The 19,507-nt window shown below is 36.7% G+C and carries 16 protein-coding genes and 1 riboswitch; of the genes, 11 read left to right on the top strand and 5 right to left on the bottom strand.

Annotated elements, in window-relative coordinates:
* Positions 1 to 6 precede the first annotated feature (6 nt).
* Positions 7 to 1,002 (bottom strand): ABC transporter substrate-binding protein, encoded by a 996-nt coding sequence (locus ACQ5H4_RS03925; RefSeq protein WP_430773701.1) that lies wholly within the window; start codon positions 1,000 to 1,002, stop codon positions 7 to 9.
* 101 nt (positions 1,003 to 1,103) lie between these two features.
* Positions 1,104 to 1,214, bottom strand: a riboswitch (TPP riboswitch).
* Between the two features lie 191 nt (positions 1,215 to 1,405).
* Here ACQ5H4_RS03925 and ACQ5H4_RS03930 point away from each other — a divergent pair.
* The 6 genes from ACQ5H4_RS03930 to ACQ5H4_RS03955 all read left to right on the top strand — a co-directional run bounded on the left by ACQ5H4_RS03930 (position 1,406) and on the right by ACQ5H4_RS03955 (position 9,780).
* Positions 1,406 to 2,986, top strand: coding sequence for a peptide chain release factor 3 (locus tag ACQ5H4_RS03930; protein ID WP_430773702.1), 1,581 nt, complete (start codon positions 1,406 to 1,408; stop codon positions 2,984 to 2,986).
* 153 nt (positions 2,987 to 3,139) lie between these two features.
* Complete coding sequence (locus tag ACQ5H4_RS03935; RefSeq protein WP_430773703.1) at positions 3,140 to 6,211, top strand: efflux RND transporter permease subunit; 3,072 nt, start codon at positions 3,140 to 3,142, stop codon at positions 6,209 to 6,211.
* 95 nt (positions 6,212 to 6,306) lie between these two features.
* Positions 6,307 to 6,783, top strand: coding sequence for a hypothetical protein (locus ACQ5H4_RS03940; protein ID WP_430773704.1), 477 nt, complete (start codon positions 6,307 to 6,309; stop codon positions 6,781 to 6,783).
* Positions 6,784 to 6,909: 126 nt separating this feature from the next.
* Positions 6,910 to 7,944: a DUF5667 domain-containing protein gene (locus ACQ5H4_RS03945; RefSeq protein WP_430773705.1), complete on the top strand. Its 1,035-nt coding sequence runs from the start codon at positions 6,910 to 6,912 to the stop codon at positions 7,942 to 7,944.
* A gap of 115 nt (positions 7,945 to 8,059) precedes the next feature.
* Positions 8,060 to 8,809: an RNA polymerase sigma factor SigI gene (gene sigI / locus ACQ5H4_RS03950; RefSeq protein WP_430774050.1), complete on the top strand. Its 750-nt coding sequence runs from the start codon at positions 8,060 to 8,062 to the stop codon at positions 8,807 to 8,809.
* The gene (locus tag ACQ5H4_RS03955; RefSeq protein WP_430773706.1) at positions 8,806 to 9,780 is read left to right on the top strand and encodes an anti-sigma factor domain-containing protein; all 975 of its coding nucleotides are present in this window, start codon (positions 8,806 to 8,808) and stop codon (positions 9,778 to 9,780) included. Before sigI ends, ACQ5H4_RS03955 begins: the two co-directional genes overlap by 4 nt.
* A gap of 34 nt (positions 9,781 to 9,814) precedes the next feature.
* On the opposite strand, the gene ACQ5H4_RS03960 is transcribed toward ACQ5H4_RS03955, so the two are convergent.
* Both ACQ5H4_RS03960 and ACQ5H4_RS03965 read right to left on the bottom strand, forming a co-directional pair.
* Positions 9,815 to 10,012, bottom strand: a complete 198-nt coding sequence (locus tag ACQ5H4_RS03960; RefSeq protein WP_430773707.1) for an alpha/beta-type small acid-soluble spore protein — start codon at positions 10,010 to 10,012, stop codon at positions 9,815 to 9,817.
* A gap of 113 nt (positions 10,013 to 10,125) precedes the next feature.
* Positions 10,126 to 10,476 carry a DUF3905 domain-containing protein gene (locus ACQ5H4_RS03965; RefSeq protein ID WP_430773708.1) on the bottom strand — a complete coding sequence of 117 codons (351 nt, stop codon included), beginning with the start codon at positions 10,474 to 10,476 and terminating at the stop codon, positions 10,126 to 10,128.
* Between the two features lie 136 nt (positions 10,477 to 10,612).
* Here ACQ5H4_RS03965 and ACQ5H4_RS03970 point away from each other — a divergent pair, with 136 nt between their 5' ends.
* Together ACQ5H4_RS03970 and ACQ5H4_RS03975 are read left to right on the top strand one after the other, a co-directional pair.
* Positions 10,613 to 10,774: a hypothetical protein gene (locus ACQ5H4_RS03970; protein WP_430773709.1), complete on the top strand. Its 162-nt coding sequence runs from the start codon at positions 10,613 to 10,615 to the stop codon at positions 10,772 to 10,774.
* Complete coding sequence (locus tag ACQ5H4_RS03975) at positions 10,774 to 10,914, top strand: hypothetical protein (protein ID WP_430773710.1); 141 nt, start codon at positions 10,774 to 10,776, stop codon at positions 10,912 to 10,914. The genes ACQ5H4_RS03970 and ACQ5H4_RS03975 overlap by 1 nt, the downstream gene beginning before the upstream one ends.
* Before the next feature lie 34 nt (positions 10,915 to 10,948).
* On the opposite strand, the gene ACQ5H4_RS03980 is transcribed toward ACQ5H4_RS03975, so the two are convergent.
* Both ACQ5H4_RS03980 and ACQ5H4_RS03985 read right to left on the bottom strand, forming a co-directional pair.
* A complete protein-coding gene (locus ACQ5H4_RS03980; protein WP_430773711.1) occupies positions 10,949 to 12,694 on the bottom strand; it encodes a B12-binding domain-containing radical SAM protein in 1,746 nt (581 codons plus the stop codon).
* Positions 12,695 to 12,807: 113 nt separating this feature from the next.
* Positions 12,808 to 13,842 (bottom strand): acyltransferase family protein, encoded by a 1,035-nt coding sequence (locus ACQ5H4_RS03985; protein WP_430773712.1) that lies wholly within the window; start codon positions 13,840 to 13,842, stop codon positions 12,808 to 12,810.
* Between the two features lie 264 nt (positions 13,843 to 14,106).
* On the opposite strand from ACQ5H4_RS03985, the gene ACQ5H4_RS03990 reads away from it, so the two are divergent.
* From ACQ5H4_RS03990 to ACQ5H4_RS04000, 3 genes are all read left to right on the top strand, one after another.
* Complete coding sequence (locus tag ACQ5H4_RS03990) at positions 14,107 to 15,117, top strand: 2-oxoacid:acceptor oxidoreductase family protein (protein ID WP_430773713.1); 1,011 nt, start codon at positions 14,107 to 14,109, stop codon at positions 15,115 to 15,117.
* On the top strand, positions 15,117 to 17,411 hold the full coding sequence (locus tag ACQ5H4_RS03995) for a thiamine pyrophosphate-dependent enzyme (RefSeq protein WP_430773714.1): 2,295 nt from the start codon (positions 15,117 to 15,119) through the stop codon (positions 17,409 to 17,411). Before ACQ5H4_RS03990 ends, ACQ5H4_RS03995 begins: the two co-directional genes overlap by 1 nt.
* A gap of 174 nt (positions 17,412 to 17,585) precedes the next feature.
* Positions 17,586 to 19,391: a methyl-accepting chemotaxis protein gene (locus tag ACQ5H4_RS04000; protein WP_430773715.1), complete on the top strand. Its 1,806-nt coding sequence runs from the start codon at positions 17,586 to 17,588 to the stop codon at positions 19,389 to 19,391.
* Positions 19,392 to 19,507 lie beyond the last annotated feature (116 nt).

A 19,507-nucleotide genomic window follows, 5' to 3' on the forward strand; every position in this document is an offset into this window, starting at 1 on the left:
CAACTCCTATTGTGGTAAAAATTCATTAGTAAAGGCTTTTTCTGCTTCTAACTCTGATTCTAACAACCCATTCTCAAGCATCCAAGAAGCATAGTTTTCCCATACTTCTAAACGTTGCTCTCCCCATTGGTCTGCATCGTCTTGATATTTGGTAGCAAGCCATTCCTGACTTTTCTTTACAAGCTCTGCGTCAAGCTCTGGAGCAGCTTTGATTAGGACGTCCGCCGCATCGGAAGGGTTGTCGATAGCGAATTCATAGCCTTTTGAAGCGGCTTTCACAAAAGCTTTTACTGTTTCTGGATCATTGTTAATCATGTTTTCACTAGTTGTTAGCACAGGTGTATAGTAGTCTAGCTTTTCGGAGTAATCGGTTAAGTAGACCATATTGATGTCTTCTCCTCGTAATTCTGCTTCCACGCCTGTCCAACCGTAGTATATCCATGCAAAGTCAATATCACGTTCAACAGCAGTAAAGAAATCCGCATCGCCTATGTTTACAATATTCACCTTTTCTACATCTGCTTGTTCTTGCTTCATAAGGGAGTCGATGATGGATTGTTCTACAGGTGAGCCCCAGCCACCGTATGTTTTTCCTTCAAAATCTTTAGGAGATTGAATATTTTTAGATGCCGGTGATGCGAACCCAGATGTATTGTGTTGAATGACTGCAGCTATAGAAACAAGAGGTACCCCTTGAACTCTTGCTTGTGTAATACCCTCTTGATAACCTACACCAAAGTCTGCTTTTTCTGAAGCAACAAGTTGATCAGCACCAGCTTCTCCAGGCATCTGAATGGTCACATCAAGACCTTCGTCTTCAAAAAAGCCTTTTTCTTTTGCGACATATAGCCCTGTGTGATTTGTATTTGGAGTCCAATCAAGAACGACTGTTACTTTTTTTAAGTCAGCGCTTGATTCCTCCTTTTCTGTTTGTTGTTCATTTGTTTCTGAACATCCTGCGAGTAATACAGAAGCTGCAAATGCAACTATCCATTTTTTCATTACTTTCTCCTCCAATGGTATAAGTAGGATATGAACTGAACCTTTCGACGCAAAAAAACGCCGCAGTTTTTGAACCGGGCGCATATGTTTAAACAAATTTATTGTCTAAAGAATATGTTTCCTACGCTGGTATCATCCAGATCAGGTTCAAAGGGTCAGCATCAGTTGGATGCACTCTCAACCGGTCTTCACCGGTCCCCCTACAATTCTTACCTATTTAGTTTGATTTCTATCTCATTATAGCAGAAATTATTTTCTTGAAAAGGAAGAACTTTCATGAATAAATCAATATAATGATATGTTTGTGATTGCTTTTGTAAAGAACAGATTGCAAACTTCATACAGTCACGATAAGATTGAAGTTATGGATGAATTTGTGTAAGGAAAGAAAGGAAATTCTATAATGGCAAAAAATTTTAAAGATGATGTACAATCACGTCGCACATTTGCGATCATTTCCCACCCGGATGCTGGGAAAACGACATTAACAGAAAAGTTATTGTTATTTGGTGGAGCCATTCGTGATGCGGGAACAGTTAAAGGAAAGAAAACGGGTAAGTTTGCAACGAGCGATTGGATGGAAATTGAAAAACAACGTGGTATTTCCGTTACGTCGAGTGTGATGCAATTTGACTATAATGACTGTCGAGTGAATATTCTTGATACACCAGGTCACCAAGACTTCAGTGAAGATACGTATCGAACTCTTACAGCTGTTGATAGTGCGGTCATGATTATCGATTCAGCAAAAGGGATAGAGGAGCAGACCTTAAAGCTATTTAAAGTGTGTCGAATGAGAGGTATTCCGATTTTTACCTTTATCAATAAGCTTGATCGTCAGGGGAAATCTCCATTAGAACTTTTAGCTGAGCTTGAAGAGGTTATGGGAATAGAATCATATCCGATGAACTGGCCGATCGGAATGGGGAAAGAATTTCTCGGTATATATGACCGTTTCTACAAGCGAATTGAACAATTCCGTGTGGAAGAGGAAGAACGATTTGTTGGGTTAAATGAAGATGGAGAAATAGAAGGAGATCATAAACTAAAGCAATACTCCTTGTATGACCAAACGTTGGAGGAAATCATGCTATTAAATGAAGCGGGAAATGAATTTTCTCGTGAAAGAATAGCAAATGGGGAACTAACACCTGTATTCTTTGGTAGCGCCCTAGCGAACTTTGGTGTTCAAACTTTTCTAGAAACATATCTTCAATTTGCACCTGCACCTCAAGCACGGGAGTCTACAGAAGGAAAAATTGATCCGTTATCAGAGGAATTCTCAGGTTTTGTTTTTAAGATTCAAGCCAATATGAATCCTGCTCATAGGGATAGAATTGCCTTTTTACGTGTATGTTCAGGGAAATTCGAAAGAGGGATGACAGTCAATATCCCACGCTTAGGAAAGTCAATGAAGCTTTCTCAATCAACACAGTTTATGGCTGATGACAGAAACACGGTTGATGAAGCGGTTAGTGGAGATATTATTGGTTTGTACGATCCAGGTACGTATCAAATTGGAGATACTTTGACAGTTGGAAAAAACAACTTTCAATATGAAAAGCTTCCTCAGTTTACTCCTGAACTCTTTGTTCGAGTTTCAGCTAAAAACGTAATGAAGCAAAAGTCTTTTCATAAAGGAATTCAGCAACTTGTCCAAGAAGGTGCCATTCAGCTCTTCCGTACTGTTCGAACAGATGATTATTTGTTAGGGGCAGTTGGTCAACTACAATTTGAGGTGTTCGAGCATCGGATGAGAAACGAGTACAATGCAGAAGTATTAATGGAAAGATTAGGTTCGAAAATCGTCCGTTGGGTTGAAAATGAAGAAATTAATGAGAATCTTTCTAGCAGTCGAAGCCTTTTAGTTAAGGACCGTTACGATAAGAAAGTATTTCTTTTCGAAAACGATTTTGCACTTCGCTGGTTTCAAGAAAAAAATCCAGATATTACACTATATAACCCTATGGATGATTACCAATAAGTACTTAGAAGTCCTCGTGTTTTGAGGGCTTCTTTTTTATAGCATATTTTATACAGTGCTTATTTGCATACGATAATGTGCTTCTTTATAATATGGGGCATGAAGCCTTAAGATGGCTGAATCTGTGAGGGATTTGAGAGGAGTTAGCGTGGAATGAAGATTAGCGAATATGCTATAAATAGACCAGTCTTTACAATTGTCACGATGTTCTTAGTGCTGATTCTTGGAATTGTTTCGTTAGTGAATATCCCATTAAAGCTAATACCAGAGATAAAACCTCCTGTAGGTGTGGTTGTAACGAATTATCCAGGTGCAAGTCCTGAGGAGATTGTAGAAAAAATAACAAAACCATTGGAGAGTAACTTAGCCACTCTGCCCGGTATAAAAACGCTCACTTCAACCTCACAGGAAGGCGCAAACTTTATCCTTCTTCAATTTGCTTGGACGACACATATTGATGAAATCCAGGATGAAATTATTCTACGCATGGATTTAACAACACTTCCAGACGATGCAGAAAAGCCTAGGTTCTTAAAATTTGACCCTTCGCAGTTTCCTGTAATTCAACTATCGTTAAGTGCGGATGAAGATGAGGAGATGTTGAGACAGTTAGCCCAGGAATTAGAACTGGAGTTAACAAAAGTGGATGGAGTTGCGAGCGTAAATTTATCTGGAACCTCTGAAAAGGAAGTAAAGGTTGAACTTGATCAGGAAAAATTAAAGGCATACTCATTAAGTCAAAGCGATATAGTCGATTTGATTCAGGCCAATAATATTTCGATGCCGGGTAACCCTATTTTAACTGAAGGTAAGCAATTAACAACAAGAATTATATCCACCCTTGATTCCATAGATACATTAAAAAATTTAACAGTCTCAATGAATCCTTTAACGGGTGATGAGATACAGTTACGTGATGTAAGTAATGTAAAACTAGAAAACCGGGATGATCGTACCATTACCCGCACTAATGAAAATCCTTCTGTGCTTCTTAGTGTTCTTCAGCAATCTGATGCGAATACCGCAGAAGTATCTAAAGCATTTGTTCAAGAATTAAAGAACCTGTTGAATAAGGAAAAATATCAAGATATTCAGTCAGATATTATATTTGATCAAGGGGAATACATAAAACAAGCCATTGGAAACATAACAACTTCCTTACTCCTAGGTGGCCTATTTGCAATGGTAGTTCTTTTTTTCTTTTTAAAAAATGTAAAAAGTCCACTGATTATTGGCGTTTCAATTCCGTATTCGGTTATTTTCACCTTTGTATTAATGTCTTTTTCAGATTATACGCTTAATATTATGACTCTTGGAGGACTAGCATTAGGGATTGGAATGTTGGTAGATAACTCCATCGTGGTCATTGAAAATATTAATCGTCACTTGGCAATGGGCAAGAACGCAAAGGAAGCGGCTCGTGTTGGCTCACAAGAGGTAGGTGGAGCCATCACTGCTTCGACTCTTACAACAGTTGCTGTCTTTCTACCAGTTGTTTTTATTACAGGAATTATTGGAGAGCTTTTTAAAGAATTTGCTGTGACCATTTCGTTTAGCTTAATAGCCTCGTTGTTAGTATCGTTAACTGTAGTTCCTATGCTAGCAAGTAGGTTACTAAAGGTTTCTATACATAATGCTGAGAAGGAAAGACAAAGTTCCTATGTTCTTCTTCGGCTTGAAAGGGGAGTAAGATGGTGTTTAAACAATCGAATATTTGTTTTAATCATTTCGACTTTGCTATTAGTTGGAGGAGGGTATAGTTTAACAACTGTTGGTATGCAGTTTTTGCCGAAGACTGATGAGGGATTTTTTACCATACGTGTCAAGTTAGGAAATGGAATGGCGTTGTCAGAAACAGAAAAAGTACTAACTTCCATTGAAAAAGAGCTTAAAAAGGAATTGGATGTTGAGACATATGTAAGTCTAATTGGAACAACACAGGAGGGATCCTTCAGAGGATCAAGAAACGCGAATGAAGCAGAGATGTACGTAAAAATGAAACCGCTTAAAGAACGTTCGCGCTCCATCTTTCAATTTGCGGATGATATAAAGGAATCAATCGAAGAGGCAGCAAAGTCCACTAATAAAAGCGCTGAACTATCATTTAATATGCAGTCAACGGCTGGGTCGAACCCCAATACCCTTACATTTAGCGTCCTGGATACGAAAGAGGAGAGGCTAGAAGAATCGGTTGGTAAAATCTATACAAGGTTGAACAAACTGAATGAAGTAAATGAGGTTACAACAGACTTAATGGAACAATTGGAAGAAATTCAGATCACTGTGAATCGAAAGGAAGCATTAAAGCAAGGCTTAACACCAGCTGCTGTTGCGATGATTGTAAATAACGTGACTCGAGGGAGTGTTGCTACTCAGATAGTAGATGACGACTCAGAAATCTATCGAATAATTGTTGAATATGATAAAAGCGTAAGCCAAAGTATGAAAAGCATAAAAGGACTGCTAATTAAAAACCCTGCTGGAAACTATATTGAGTTAGGAGATGTTACCAATATTAACCGTGGAAATGGGCCTGTTAAAATAGAAAGAATTAACCAACAGGCTGCTGTTCAATTCACAGTAAAGTATAAAGATACGACAAATCTCGGTTTTATTTCAAGAAAAGTGGATCGAGAGATAGCAAACCTGAAACTAGCAGATGAATCAGAAGTTGTTTTTAGTGGGGATCGTGAATTACTTGATAGTGCGTTAGATCAATTGATATTAGCGTTAGTCTTGGCAATTACGTTTGTATATCTCGTTATGGCAGCGCAATTTGAGTCCTTGAAATATCCGCTTGTAATCATGTTTACGGTTCCTTTAATGGTTATAGGAGTTGCCCTGGCTTTGTCCATTACAAAAACGCCAATTAGTTTGACCGTTATCATCGGAGTGATTGTTCTAGCAGGTATCGTCGTTAATAATGCAATTGTAATAATAGACTATATCAATCAAAAGAAAAATCATGGAATGGAAACGACAGAAGCAATTGTCATATCTGTAAAAGAACGATTTCGTCCAATTCTTATGACCGCTCTGACAACCATTTTGGGACTTATTCCGCTCGCGCTTGGTATAGGTGATGGTACAGAAATAAATCAGCCTATGGGAATTACGGTGATTGGTGGATTAATCAGCTCGACCTTCTTAACGTTATTTGTTATCCCAGTAGTTTATAGCTTGTTTGATAGTGGAAGGACGAAGAGTAATGGAAATATTGCCTAATGTCGAAAAATGTAGGAAAAGTCTTGCAAGTTCAAGTGATAATTCTTCTATATTTCGTACAACCTATAAGTAATGAAAAGTAGCTGGTGATTAGGATGAAAAAACAAGGGAAGTTAGAAGCTGTATTGTGGAGTATTGCGTTGCCTGGATTTAGTCAGCTTCTTAGGGGAAGCTACATAAAAGGGGTACTTTTTGTACTATTAGAGTTTGTTGTTAATGTAATGAGTAATTTTAATGAGGCCATAATGTTGAGTTTCTTATGGGAGATTGATCAAGCATTTGCAGTACTTGATTATCAATGGCTGATGTTTTACCCTTGTCTTTATATGTTCGCTATGTGGGATGCATATCGATCTGCAATGCCAGAAACGGAGGAATATTCTTATCTTCCTTTTGCCTTCGGAGCATATTTTGTTACGGTCGGATTGATGTTATCAAAAAAAGTAAAGCTTTTTGGTGTTTTATTTGGACCAATCTTTCTTCCTATGATTTTTTTGGTGCCTGGTTTGCTTATAGGTTTCATAATCAGATACATAATTTTAAGAGCAAAGGTACCAAAAGTGAAGTTCTAACTTTTTGTTAGAACTTTTTTTTGTTGTTTCTACTTTTACACCCCCAAAGCATTCACTTATTGCTCGTAGGTATTTAGTGACTAGAAGATAGCGGCCGCTTCTTACAATACAACTGAGGTGAATGAAATGAACAAACATACAATCTTTGATATAAACAAAATTATAAAAGGAACCTTTGCCATTGTTTTAGCAGGTTCACTTTCATTGACAACATCCAAAGCATTTGCAGATGAAAATGAGAATACAGAATCTCAAGTGGTCGATCAAACAGTTACAATTGAAGAAACAAATACAAACGAGGAAGTTATTTCTTTAGATGACGCACTCGTTGATGAAAATACAAACGAAGAAGAAGAGCCAGTGCTATTACCAGGAGATTTCTTCTATTTTGCAAAAACTGCGTTAGAAAAAATTCAGTTAATCTTAACTTTTGATGATGTAGAGCAAGCAAAATTACTAGCTGAATTTGCAACAGAAAGATTAGCAGAAGCAGAAGCGTTATTCTCAGCAGGTCAAGAGGAAGAGGCTTTGGCTGTAATGGAGAAAGCTTTAGAAAACCTATCTGTTGCGGAAGAGACAGTTAGTGAGAATACAAATGCAACTGAGGAAACAGAAGATGAGGTTGATCCTACAGAAGCGACAGAAGATGTGGATGCAACGATTGAAATAATTGAGAATGATGTAGTAGTTGAAGAAACGGACGAAGTTGAAAAGCAAATTTCTCAAAATATTATCGCTCTAACAGCGGCTATGGAAAAAGTGAAAAATCCAGTAGCTAAAGCTTCTCTAAAAAAGAATATTGAAAAAAGTTATGAGAAATTAGCTAAAAAAATGGCTAAACTTGAAGAAAAAGCTTCTGAAGAAGAAAGTGAAGAAGTGACTCCAGTTGAAACTGAAGATAAAACAACAACTGAAGAAACAGATTTAACAGTTGTAGACGAACCAACTACTGAGGAAGTTGTTGAAGAAAATACTGAGCTAGTAACGACTCCTGCTCCAGCTTCAAAGGTAACAAACCAAGTAAAGATTGATCAAGCTCAAAAGAAAGCTGAGAAGCAAGTGGTAAAGCAGGAGAAAAAAGCTGAAAAGCAACAAGGAAATAAGTCGAATAATCAGCAAAAATCAAATGCGAGTGAACAAAAAGGAAACGGCAAGAACTAATATTTCTTCATAAAAAGAGGCCATTATTTAAATGGCTCTCTTTTTTCCAAAAGCTTACCCTTAAAAATCCCAACAAAGTATCGTATGATATATGGTGATAAGTGAGGTGAAGCTGTTGTTAGGTTTATTATTTTTACCAAAAAAGAAAAAACGTACCTTAGAAGAGACTGTTTTTGCCATTCAAAATGGAGATCAAGGACTTCAAAATGAACTTATCCATCAATATAAACCCTTTATTGCCAAGACGGTATCTTCCGTTTGTAAAAGATATATAAGTGAAACAGACGATGAATTTAGCATTGGTTTAATTGCATTTAATGAAGCAATACAAAAGTATAGTTCAGATAAAGGCAGCTCCCTGCTTAGTTTTGCAGAAGTTATCATAAAAAGACGAGTGATTGATTATATCCGGCAACAAATTAAGCATCAAAATCTTTCAATGGATGCAAATGGTTTTGAAGAAAATGAGGATGAGGTTTCCCAGTCTAGTCTTGAAGCAAATATGTCACTTGAGGAATATCATAAGCAAACAGACGAAGAGTTAAGAAGACAAGAAATTATCCATTTTTCAAAGCTACTAACAGAGTTTGATCTATCTTTTAAAGATTTAGTAGAGAATTCTCCTAAGCATGCAGATGCAAGAAAAAATGCGATGCTTGTCGCAAAAGAAATTGTTTCTAATGAAGAAATCAAGCAAATTTTAGTAGAAAAAAAGAGACTCCCAATCAAACAAATTGAAGATTCTGTAAGTGTTAGCAGGAAGACGATTGAACGGAATCGAAAATATATTATTGCTATATCTATTATCTTAATGAATGACTATTTATATTTAAAGGATTATGTCAAAGGGGTGTTGGAAACGTGAAACAAGGAATCATAATGGAAGTTAATGATCGTTTTTTAACATTATTAACCCCCGAAGGTGAATTTTTAAAGGCACGTAACCAAAGTAGGAATTATCAAATAGGACAAGAAATTTCCTTTGTACCGGTAGAGAAAAAAAGCTCTTCCAATGGATGGAGCAAAGTTTTTCATAAAAGAACAGCAGGCATACTTGTCGCGGCATCTCTTCTACTTTTATTTACCTTTATTCCATCAAAAGTGGATAACGAAGTGTATGCGTACATGTCGATTGATGGAGACTCAAGCATCGAACTTGCTGTAAATAAAGATCTAGAAGTAATAGACGTGATAGCTTATAACGAGAGCGGTAAAGAAGTTATTGCTGACATTGATTGGGAAAACCAACAAGTTGATACAGTATCATCTGCAATCTTAACTAGCATTGAAAACCAGGTAGTAAATTCAGATACGCAGGAAATCGTTGTTGGGACGGCCTTGGCTGGTACTCAAGTAAACAAAACAGAGGAAAAACTTCATCAAGTGATTGATTCCTTAAAGAAAGAAACTGAAGTGGAAATTGCCGATGTTCAAGCAACTGCTGAAGATAGAAAAGAGGCAAAAGAACAAGGTGTTTCTGTTGGTAAATACAAAGCTCAGCAAGCAAAAGAGAAAGCAAAGGAAAAGAAAGAAGATAAAATAAAACAGGAAGAGTCATCAATAGAAACACCAGCTCCTAGCGTGACAAACCCAAATAATAATTCAACAGATACTCCTGTAAGGAATCATAATGGAAATGCCAATCCAAATGCCAAAAAAGAAGAAGAATCAAATAAACAAAATTCAGGGAATACCAACTCAAAAAATAACAATCCTGGGCAACAAAAAAAAGTAGAAAATCAAACAGCTCAACAAAATAGTAACTCAGCAAAAAAACAAGAAGTAAAGAATAATAAACAAGTTCACGGTAATAAAGAAGAAAAGCCCCGCAAATAATGCGGAGGCTTTTTTGCCATTAATATGAAATTTTTTATAAATTACGACCTGACATTTGTGCCTGTGCTTGTTTTACAAGTCGCTTTGTAATTTCTCCACCAACTGACCCGTTACCTCTTGATACTGTATCTCCACTTAACGTAACGCCGAATTCTTGAGCGATTTCGTATTTAACTTGATCTAAAAATTGCTCCACTCCTGGAACCAAAAGCTTATTACTATTTCTTGCCATAATCTCAGCTCCTTTTTTAGTAAATACAGAGAAATGATCTCTGTATGTGTAGTATGCAAGCATTGACCTCATTACATAAGTGGTAAGTTTTCGTATTTAAGGGAAAAATGGTATTAATCTTTCCCGTGGCTAACATCTTTTGTTGGGTGCATAAAAGGGTATCCCTTTGGTTTTTTCTTACTTTCTACAAGGTCTCTATTTTCACTTGTATTCCAACCAATATCATTTGTCGGATGTACCCATTCTTCTCCAGACATAATGGCTGGATCCGTATCCTCACTCCATTGTTCTAATGGCGAATTAGGTGAAGCATATTGGCTATCTCCGATAATAACCCCTTGAGAGTTAATAAATGGTGGTTGAATGGTTATGCCTGTTCCCTTGAAGTCAGGAGAATTTATTTGATGTGGTAATGTCCCGTCAATTGAATAATTTTCTTCCAACTTTTTTCTCTTTTTACTCATAGCATTCATTCCTTTTTACTTTTATATTTTGTTTTCATTGGTTTTTTATTAGTAGAAAATGAAGACAAAAAAAGGAAGACTGAAACATGAAAGAAGAGTGAAACATATATGTAATTCCATTAAGGAGGAATGAAAAATGGCTAAAAGAAAAGCAGAACGAGATGCTGCCGTAAAATATAGCAAAACACCTAAGAAAAATGTAAATGAATCTGAATTCTCAGCAGAATTCACTTCTGAAGAGAACACGATGAAGGGATTTAATCGAAACTCAAAACAAGGAAGAAAAGGTAGATCCTAATGAAAAATAAAAAACAAACACCAAATGTTGAATTTGGAAGTGAGTTTGGTGATATTAATGCAGCAAAACATTATGAAGTCCCACTTATGAATAGTGATAAAAAGCAAGGCAGTAAGAAAAAGAAAAATAAGAAAAACTAAGGAGGTGCTAAAAAGCCCTCCTTAGTTTCTCTTATCATTTTTTTGTTCCGAATAATAGTGATTGTTGCTTAGTTGGTTCAAAGTATGCTAACAGACTAGTGTTACCTCGTAAAAATACTCCTGTTTGCATATATTCTTGATAGTCAAAAGAAAGGTCTTCTACAATGGAATGCTTGTAAAGCTCCTTCTCTTTAATCCCTAAAGCAGCAAAATCATCTCCTAATAGGCGAGGCTCCTCAAGAAACATGTGGTATAGCGCGGATCTCTCATCCTTCTCAAGCCGATCTTCCCACCAGGATTTTCGTGGTTTAAATTTTGCATTTTCCAAATAATCTATTTTCATTAAGCTTAAGATGATATCTTGGTCAGGAAGATTTATGGATTTGATAAAGTCAAACAAGCGCTTAAATAAATCTTCAAGCTGGTGACCTATTCTAGACCACCCTCTATCTTCCCAATAAGATCCAAATTGTTGGAAAAATTCAAAGGGAGAAGAGAAGGAGTTCGTAACTAAATATTCAATCGTATGATCCATACGATGATCATTCCAATACTTCTCAAGTACGTCTTCAACTTGCTTAATTTTAATAATATCATCAAAGGATAAAACATTATTACCTAATATTTCATAAGGTGACTGGTCCATATAAATATATTGATGATCTGCCGCTCTTAAACGCAAGCCAGTACCTCTTAGCATTTTTAAGAATCCTAATTGTAATTCCTCAGGTCTCATTTCAAATACATCATTAAAGGTCTTTTTGAATGTATCATAATCTTCTTCAGGGAGCCCCGCAATTAAGTCAAGATGCTGATCAATCTTCTTGCCTTCTTTAACCATCGTTACGGTACGAGTAAGCTTCTCAAAGTTTTGTTTTCTCATCACAAGCTCATTTGTATAATCATTTGTAGATTGAACACCAATTTCAAAGCGGAATAAGCCTGGAGGTGCTTCTTGGTTTAGAAATTCGATAACTTCAGGTCGCATGATATCAGCAGTAATTTCGAATTGAAAAACTGTGCCGGGTAAATGTTCGTCTATAAGAAAACGGAACATTTCTAGAGCATAACTACGGCTAATGTTAAAGGTACGGTCAACAAACTTAATCGTTTTTGCACCATTTTTCATCAAATAACGTATATCTTCTTTGATTTTTTCCCGATCAAAATAACGTACACCTACTTCTATTGAAGAAAGGCAAAATTGGCAACTGAAAGGACATCCTCGGCTAGTTTCAATATATGACACTCGTTTTCCTAGGTGTTCAATATCCTCTTTAAAACGGTATGGAGAAGGAAGTTCACGTAAATCGAGCTTATGACGCTGTGGATTTAGTTTGATTTCTCCTGCTTCTGTACGATAGGAAATCCCAGCCACTTGATGATAATCTTTCTCAGAGTCTAGCTGCTGAAGAAGATTTTTAAACGTTTGTTCGCCTTCGCCAATCACGATAAAATCAAATTTAGGTACTTTTTCCATCCATTCCATCACATCATAAGTTACTTCGGGACCACCTACAACAATTTGAATCAATGGATTGATTTTCTTGATCATACTAATAACTTTTATTGTTTCTTCAATATTCCATATATAACAGCTAAATCCAATCACATCTGGCTTTTTTTGGATAAGGTCAGATACTATATTCATGGTTGGATCCTTAATCGTATATTCAGAAAGATCAACTTGAAATTCAGGCTCAGCATAAGCTTTTAGATAGCGTATGGCGATATTGGTATGAATAAATTTTGCGTTAAGTGTTGCTGCAATAACTTTCATCGTTTGCTCCTTTGTCTTTCTTTATGCAATCATTCTATTTTATCATATTTTCTCCAAATATAGAGAAGGGAAAACATAACATACATACACATAGAAAAAAGGAAGCCGAAGTCTTAATGACTGAGCTTCCTTTTTTCTATATATTGCTGAAATCTTATAAAGGATTTCTTCATGTGTGACATTTTTAGTTCGATTAAAGGCTGTGCAAAGGTTGTAAAAAGCTTGCTTGAGAGCAACACTGTAATAACAAAAGAAATTAATAGAAGTAGAAAGAAGGTTTCCATATTATAGAAATATTCTTGTACCTCGCTATGTCGAAACGGCTGAACAATAAATCCATGAAGCAAATAGACGTAAAGGGTATTCTTTCCAAAGGGAGTAAAGAATAATTGCCTTCTAGGAATGAGTGAGAAAAAGGCTAGAACCAGTAAAGTACTAAGCAAAAGAAGCCCAAACCTCATGATAGGTGCAGTATAGATCTCTGCGCCTAATGCCTCGTATGGTTTTGATCCAAATAACCATTGATAGTTCATATCAGGTGCTACATAAAAACCTGTGAAGACGATAGCAAATAGAATAAATGATGCTGCTCGGAACGGTGCACTTGTAAGTATTTTAAAATGGTCCTTTTTTAAATAAAACCCAAGTAAAAAGAGTGGAAAAAATACAAATGTCCTTGAGAGACTTAAATAATTCGTCATCCAATCTAGATACCCAACTAGTAAACTGAGTATAACAGCCATTGTAAGAGCGATTTTTCTATCCACTTTCGTAAAAATAAACAAAAATAGATTCCAAAAGAAAAGACTGATTAAGAACCAAAGTGACCAATGGGGATCAAAGGGGTCCACAACAAAAGTCTCTTTTGAATCTAAGAAGAAATAGAAAACCGAATAGATTAGTTGGAAAATTAAATAAGGAATAATTAGTTTAAAGGAAATTTTCCGCAAATAGCCTTCCTTCTGAAATCCTTTAGCAAAGTAGCCTGAGATAAGAATGAAAGCTGGCATATGGAAGGTGTATATCGTTTTGTATATAGTATAAACCGTATGGTGGTCTTGAATGAACGATTGGATTAAGTGACCAAACACAACAAAAAAGATTAAAATAAATTTTGCATTATCAAAGTAGTAGTCTCGTTTTTTCATCTTATCCTCCTTCCGAAAGTCTACTATTTCTTACCCTCTTTTTCTAGTCATAAAACCTGACACTTTTTGCCAACCCGCTTTTGCTTCTGTAATAGTACATTGTTTTATCTGTTATATAACGGATTTCTCTTAATTATAGAGGGAATATCATAAAAAAATGTAGCTGTTTCATAAAAATATAGCAATTGTTTGATATTTATCACAGCGTAAAATGGCCCATTGCCTTAAAATTTAAACAATTACATTTCGTTTTGGGGGGAGCTTATGTCAATTTTACCTGTTAAAAATGAGTTAGGTTTTTTTGAAATCCGATTGGAATCTATCGGAGGATTAGGTGCGAACTTAGCCGGAAAAATGTTAGCTGAATCTGGGGTGCTTGGGCACGGATTGAATGGTTCAAACTTTTCTTCTTATGGATCAGAAAAGAAAGGATCACCAGTAAAAAGCTTTATCCGGTTTTGCGATGCTGAAGTCGCCATTAGAGACCATAGTCCAATAGAGCAGCCTCATGTAATTGGGGTTTTTCATGAGGCTTTATATAAAACGGTTGATGTGGTAAGTGGTTTAACTGGTGACGGTATTGTATTGGTTAATTCAACAAGAGGTTTTGATGACGTAAAAAAAGACTTGAAACTAAACTATGGTACATTGGCCATCGTTGATGCACTTGGCATTGCCGTAGAAGAAAAGACAAAAGTGAATACTGCTATGCTAGGTGCCTTATTCCGCATATGTAGTTTTTTAAATCCTGATTCCATGAGGGATGTGATTCGAAAAACGTTTGAAAAGAAATATCCACACTTAGTTGAACCGAATATTCGTACATTTGATCGTGGATACAATGATGTGCAATTCAAAACTTACGAGGTACCAGAACATGCAGAAGGAAGATCCTTTACTAGACCTGTACCCCAGCTCGGATATAACACACAGGCTATTGGGGGAGTAATGATTTCTCAAGCGAATAGTATTTTGAAGGATTTAAGTGGCTCTAGACAAGGATTTGTTCCAGAATTCCACCAAGAAAAATGTATCAATTGTGCTGCTTGCGATACAGTTTGTCCTGACTACTGCTTCGTTTGGGAAGAAGGAGAAGATAAACGAGGCCGAAAACAGACCTTCCTTAAGGGGATTGACTATCAATATTGTAAAGGTTGCTTGAAGTGTGTTGAGGCTTGTCCGACAGAAGCATTAAATGACCTTCGAGAAATGATTGGTTATGCAAAAGAACATTCAGTAAAACAATATTTTCCATTTGTAGGGGGTGTAAGGTAATGGCAACTTTAGAAAAAGAATTACAAGCAATGGGTTTGCCTGAACAATTAGCTACATTTGAATCTGGGAATGAAATGGCCGCAATGGCAGCAGCTCAAATCAACTATCATTTAATGGGATACTTTCCGATTACCCCATCAACAGAGGTGGCACAGTATTTAGATCAGATGAAAGCTCGTGGAGAACATAATATTAAATTGATTGCAGCGGATGGAGAGCATGGTTCTGCGGGTATTTGTTACGGAGCAGCTGTGACAGGTGCACGTGTGTTTAATGCTACAAGTGCAAATGGATTAATGTATATGCTTGAACAGCTCCCGGTACAATCTGGCACCAGATTCCCGATGGTTATGAATCTGGTTACTAGATCTATTAGTGGACCGTTAGATATAAGAGGAGATCACTCTGATTTATATTTTGCGTTAAATACGGGTTGGGTGATATTAACGGCAAGAACGCCTCAGGCAGTATACGATATGAACATAATGGCTCTAAAAATAGCTGAGCATTCAAAGGTTAGATTACCGGTGATTGTCGCTTATGATGGCTTCTTTACTTCTCATCAAAAGCGTAAGGTAAACTATTTTAAAGATCGAAAAGTAGTACAAGATTTTGTAGGAGAATGCCCAACTGAGTATCATTTTGCTCGAGATCCGAAAAAACCAGTCACGATCGGAGCTCATATGAATGGTGATGATCTATTAAACAATCATTTCCAGCAATCCGAAGCAATGTATGCGGCAGGCGATGTTTTTAAAGAGGTAGCAGAGCAGTACAAAAAAATTTCAGGTAGGGAATATCCCGTACTTGACCTGTACGGAATGGAGGATGCAGAAGTTGCTTTATTCTTATTAAATTCTGCGGCAGAATCTGCAAAGGATGTAGTAGACCAGCTCCGCGCTAAAGGAATAAAAGCTGGAGTAATCAGTCCGAATATTATTCGGCCATTCCCATCTGAACAGATTCGTGTGGCACTGAAAAATATAAAAGCACTCCTTATTGGGGAACGAGCAGATTCATATGGTGCAAACGGACCAAACCTTACTCATGAGGTGAAATCTGCTTTACAGGAGGATAAAGAAAATCAAACCCTTGTATTAAGTCGTGTGTTCGGACTTGGAGGCAAGGATTTTTACGCGGATGATGCGGCGGAGTTCTTTAAACTTGCACTTGATGCAAAGGAAAAAGGCTATGTTGAAAAGGCGTTTGATTATTATGGTCATCTACCTGGTGAAGTTGAACATGTGCTGAAACCAGTTATTGAACCTCAGTATGGTGATGCATTTAAAACGGGATTAATTGAAGTGAAACAAGATGAAGAAACGAAAAAGCTTAAGGTGAAAATTCCGCCTTTACGTGCTTTGACGACAAAGCCAAAGAGACTAGCATCAGGACATGGTGCGTGTCCTGGTTGTGGCATCTTCCCAGGACTCGAGCTATTCTTTAAAGGGATAGAAGGAGATGTGGTGGTTTTATTCCAAACAGGCTGTGCATATGTTGTCACAACTGCATATCCACATTCATCACATAAGCAAACCATGATTCATAATTTATTCCAAAATGGCCCTGCAACTCTATCTGGTACACTTGAAGCATTTTTAGAGTTAAAGGAAAGAGGAGAAGTATCGGTTTCAGATGATGTCACATATGTGATGATTACTGGTGATGGTGGGATGGACATTGGTATGGGTTCTGCAATTGGAACGGCCCTAAGAAATCATAAACTAATTATGCTTGAGTATGATAATGAAGGGTATATGAATACTGGGTCACAAATGTCATATTCTACTCCAATGGGTCATATGACGAGCACAACCAATGTAGGGAAAGCACAGCAAGGAAAGGCATTCCATCATAAAGATACAGCACAAATAATGGCTTCTACAAATATTCCGTATGTGTTTACTGGTACGGAAGCATTTCCACAAGACTTGATTAAAAAAGCGGCAAAAGCTCAGTGGTATGCCCAAAACGTGGGAACGGTTTATGGAAAGATCTTAATTACTTGCCCATTAAACTGGAAGTCTGAGGAAAGATTTGGTCAAACTATTATGGAAGCAGCTGTAAATTCATGTTTCTTTCCTCTATATGAAGTGGAACAAAGGGAAACGACCATTACGTACAATCCGGAAGATAAGAAAAAGCGTATCCCTTTGTCAGATTGGTTAGCCTACATGGGTAAAACCAAACACTTACTGAAAGAAGAAAACAAACCAATGCTTGATGATTTTGGTAAGGAAATTGAAGCGAGATGGCAACGTCTGAAGGCAAAGCACGAAAATCCATTATTATAATAGGGAGGAGCAAAGTTAACTACTTTGCTCCTTTTACTTTTAGGTTCGAAATATTTTTACAATTTGTATTTCAAATTCAAAATTTCTTTATTATAATGAGTAAAAGTAACTATATATAGGAAAATAGACTTGTAAGATTATCTAACAAGAACAGGACAAACGGGGGAGTATAACATGTTTAGGGTAAAAAATCGACTCTTAAGTTTATTAAAGCGAAAAAGGACATCAAGTAATAATAGGAATAGATATAGTTTTCAATTTCCTTCAAGATTTCCTCTTAAAAGTAGGTGGGATTCATTAAGACTAGGGCAAAAATACGGAGCAGCTCTTGTGTTAATGCTTATTTTGTTTACTGCCTCAACAACCATATCATTTACCCTTTTAACATTAGCAAACAAACAAATGGAGAATGTAAAGGCAGCTGGCGAAAAGGCAGTCATGATCTCTGAAGCTAGTGCTATTTTTCATCAAAAGAATAGCATGATTGGTACTTACATAGTTGATACAAAAACTAGACATGTTGATCAGTTTAACGAGATATCAAAGGAATTTGATCATCTGAAAAAAGAAATTCAACCAGCTTTACAATCAGAAAAAACCCAAACAATCTTCTCAGAAATTGGTAAAAATGATCAGAAAATCACCGATCTTTTTACCGATGTAATTGTTACCGAACTGCAAGCAGGGAACGAGTATAAGTACCGTCTTGGTAAGTTGCAGGTAGATAATATTGTTTATGAGACAGTCGTAAGACTTAATGATCTTTCGGAAGAATTAAAAAAGGAATCCTCCAATTCAGTTTCAACTGCAAAAGCTAGTTTAACCACTGTGTTGGTGGTGCTAGTTATTTCTATTATCGTATCTGCTGCAATAGGTGTTATTACTATTCTTCTTGTATCAAGAGCAATCTCAAGTAGATTAAATTCAATAGTGGAAGTTGCAAATGAAATTTCAAATGGAAATCTAGATGTTGAATTGATTCAGACAAGTGACAAAGATGAAATTACAGATTTAAGTAAAGCGATAGACACGATGAAAAACCAGCTACAATCCATGATTCAAGAGATTAGTGCTGTTTCTTCGGCGGTAAATGACAGGAGTGGTGAATTAACACTTGCTTCTTTGGAAGTAAAGGCAGCTAGCCAGCAGGTGGCCTCTACTATGGAGGAATTATCTGCAGGAGCCGAAGAGCAAGCGCACTCTTCTTCAACGCTGGCAGAAATGATGGATGTTTACTTAACAAAGGTAGATCAGGCAACCAATAGTGGGACAGTGATAAAAGATTCCTCTAATCATGTACTAAGCTTGACCAATCAAGGTCATGATTTAATGCAGAAATCTCAGGCACAGATGAAGACGATTAATGAGATTATGAATTCTTCTGTGGAAAAGGTTCAAGGATTAAATGAGAGAACAAAGAAGATTAACTCGCTTGTGAAAGTAATACAAGATATTGCATCGCAAACCAATCTACTTGCATTAAATGCAGCCATTGAGGCGGCGAGGGCAGGCGAACATGGAAGAGGGTTTGCAGTTGTTGCAGATGAGGTTCGTAAATTAGCAGAACAAGTAACTCTTTCAGTAGGAGATATTACTAATATCGTGAATGGCATTCAAGTGGAATCAAATGACGTGGTGAACTCCTTAAAGGACGGGTATGATCAAGTGGAGAGAGGTACACAGCAAATTAATGTTACTGGTGAGACGTTTAATCGAATTTATCATTCGGTGAATGAGATGTCCACACATGTTAAAGAGATATCTACGAGCTTGGATGAAATTTCCTCACAAACGATATATATGAATAAGTCTATTGAATCAATTGTGTCTGTTTCACAAGAATCGGCAGCAGGAATTGAAGAAACAAGCGCCTCCGTACTTCAAACGAACGAGTCTATGGAAGGGATATCAGACAATATCCAATCATTATCTCAACTTGCAGACCAGTTAAATGCGATGGTTTCTAATTTTAAGATATAGAACTGTGAAAAAATGAAAAAGAACGCATTCATCAGAAAGCGTTCTTTTTTCCTATAGAGGAGTTTTAGGAATAGTGTAGAATTCATAATTAAGAAGTCCTTTTTAAGGAGAGATAC

This window comes from Bacillus coreaensis, from assembly GCF_050586445.1.
Taxonomy (GTDB): Bacteria; Bacillota; Bacilli; order Bacillales; family Cytobacillaceae; genus Robertmurraya_A; species Robertmurraya_A coreaensis.

Coding starts and splice junctions, on each gene's coding strand:
- ACQ5H4_RS03930 (WP_430773702.1), top strand. CDS start 1,406: ATGGCAAAAAATTTTAAAGATGATGTACAATCACGTCGCACATTTGCG.
- ACQ5H4_RS03970 (WP_430773709.1), top strand. CDS start 10,613: ATGGCTAAAAGAAAAGCAGAACGAGATGCTGCCGTAAAATATAGCAAA.
- ACQ5H4_RS03980 (WP_430773711.1), bottom strand. CDS start 12,694: ATGAAAGTTATTGCAGCAACACTTAACGCAAAATTTATTCATACCAAT.
- ACQ5H4_RS03995 (WP_430773714.1), top strand. CDS start 15,117: ATGGCAACTTTAGAAAAAGAATTACAAGCAATGGGTTTGCCTGAACAA.
- ACQ5H4_RS04000 (WP_430773715.1), top strand. CDS start 17,586: ATGTTTAGGGTAAAAAATCGACTCTTAAGTTTATTAAAGCGAAAAAGG.
- ACQ5H4_RS03945 (WP_430773705.1), top strand. CDS start 6,910: ATGAACAAACATACAATCTTTGATATAAACAAAATTATAAAAGGAACC.
- ACQ5H4_RS03985 (WP_430773712.1), bottom strand. CDS start 13,842: ATGAAAAAACGAGACTACTACTTTGATAATGCAAAATTTATTTTAATC.
- ACQ5H4_RS03990 (WP_430773713.1), top strand. CDS start 14,107: ATGTCAATTTTACCTGTTAAAAATGAGTTAGGTTTTTTTGAAATCCGA.
- ACQ5H4_RS03940 (WP_430773704.1), top strand. CDS start 6,307: ATGAAAAAACAAGGGAAGTTAGAAGCTGTATTGTGGAGTATTGCGTTG.
- ACQ5H4_RS03960 (WP_430773707.1), bottom strand. CDS start 10,012: ATGGCAAGAAATAGTAATAAGCTTTTGGTTCCAGGAGTGGAGCAATTT.
- ACQ5H4_RS03925 (WP_430773701.1), bottom strand. CDS start 1,002: ATGAAAAAATGGATAGTTGCATTTGCAGCTTCTGTATTACTCGCAGGA.
- ACQ5H4_RS03965 (WP_430773708.1), bottom strand. CDS start 10,476: ATGAGTAAAAAGAGAAAAAAGTTGGAAGAAAATTATTCAATTGACGGG.
- ACQ5H4_RS03935 (WP_430773703.1), top strand. CDS start 3,140: ATGAAGATTAGCGAATATGCTATAAATAGACCAGTCTTTACAATTGTC.
- ACQ5H4_RS03975 (WP_430773710.1), top strand. CDS start 10,774: ATGAAAAATAAAAAACAAACACCAAATGTTGAATTTGGAAGTGAGTTT.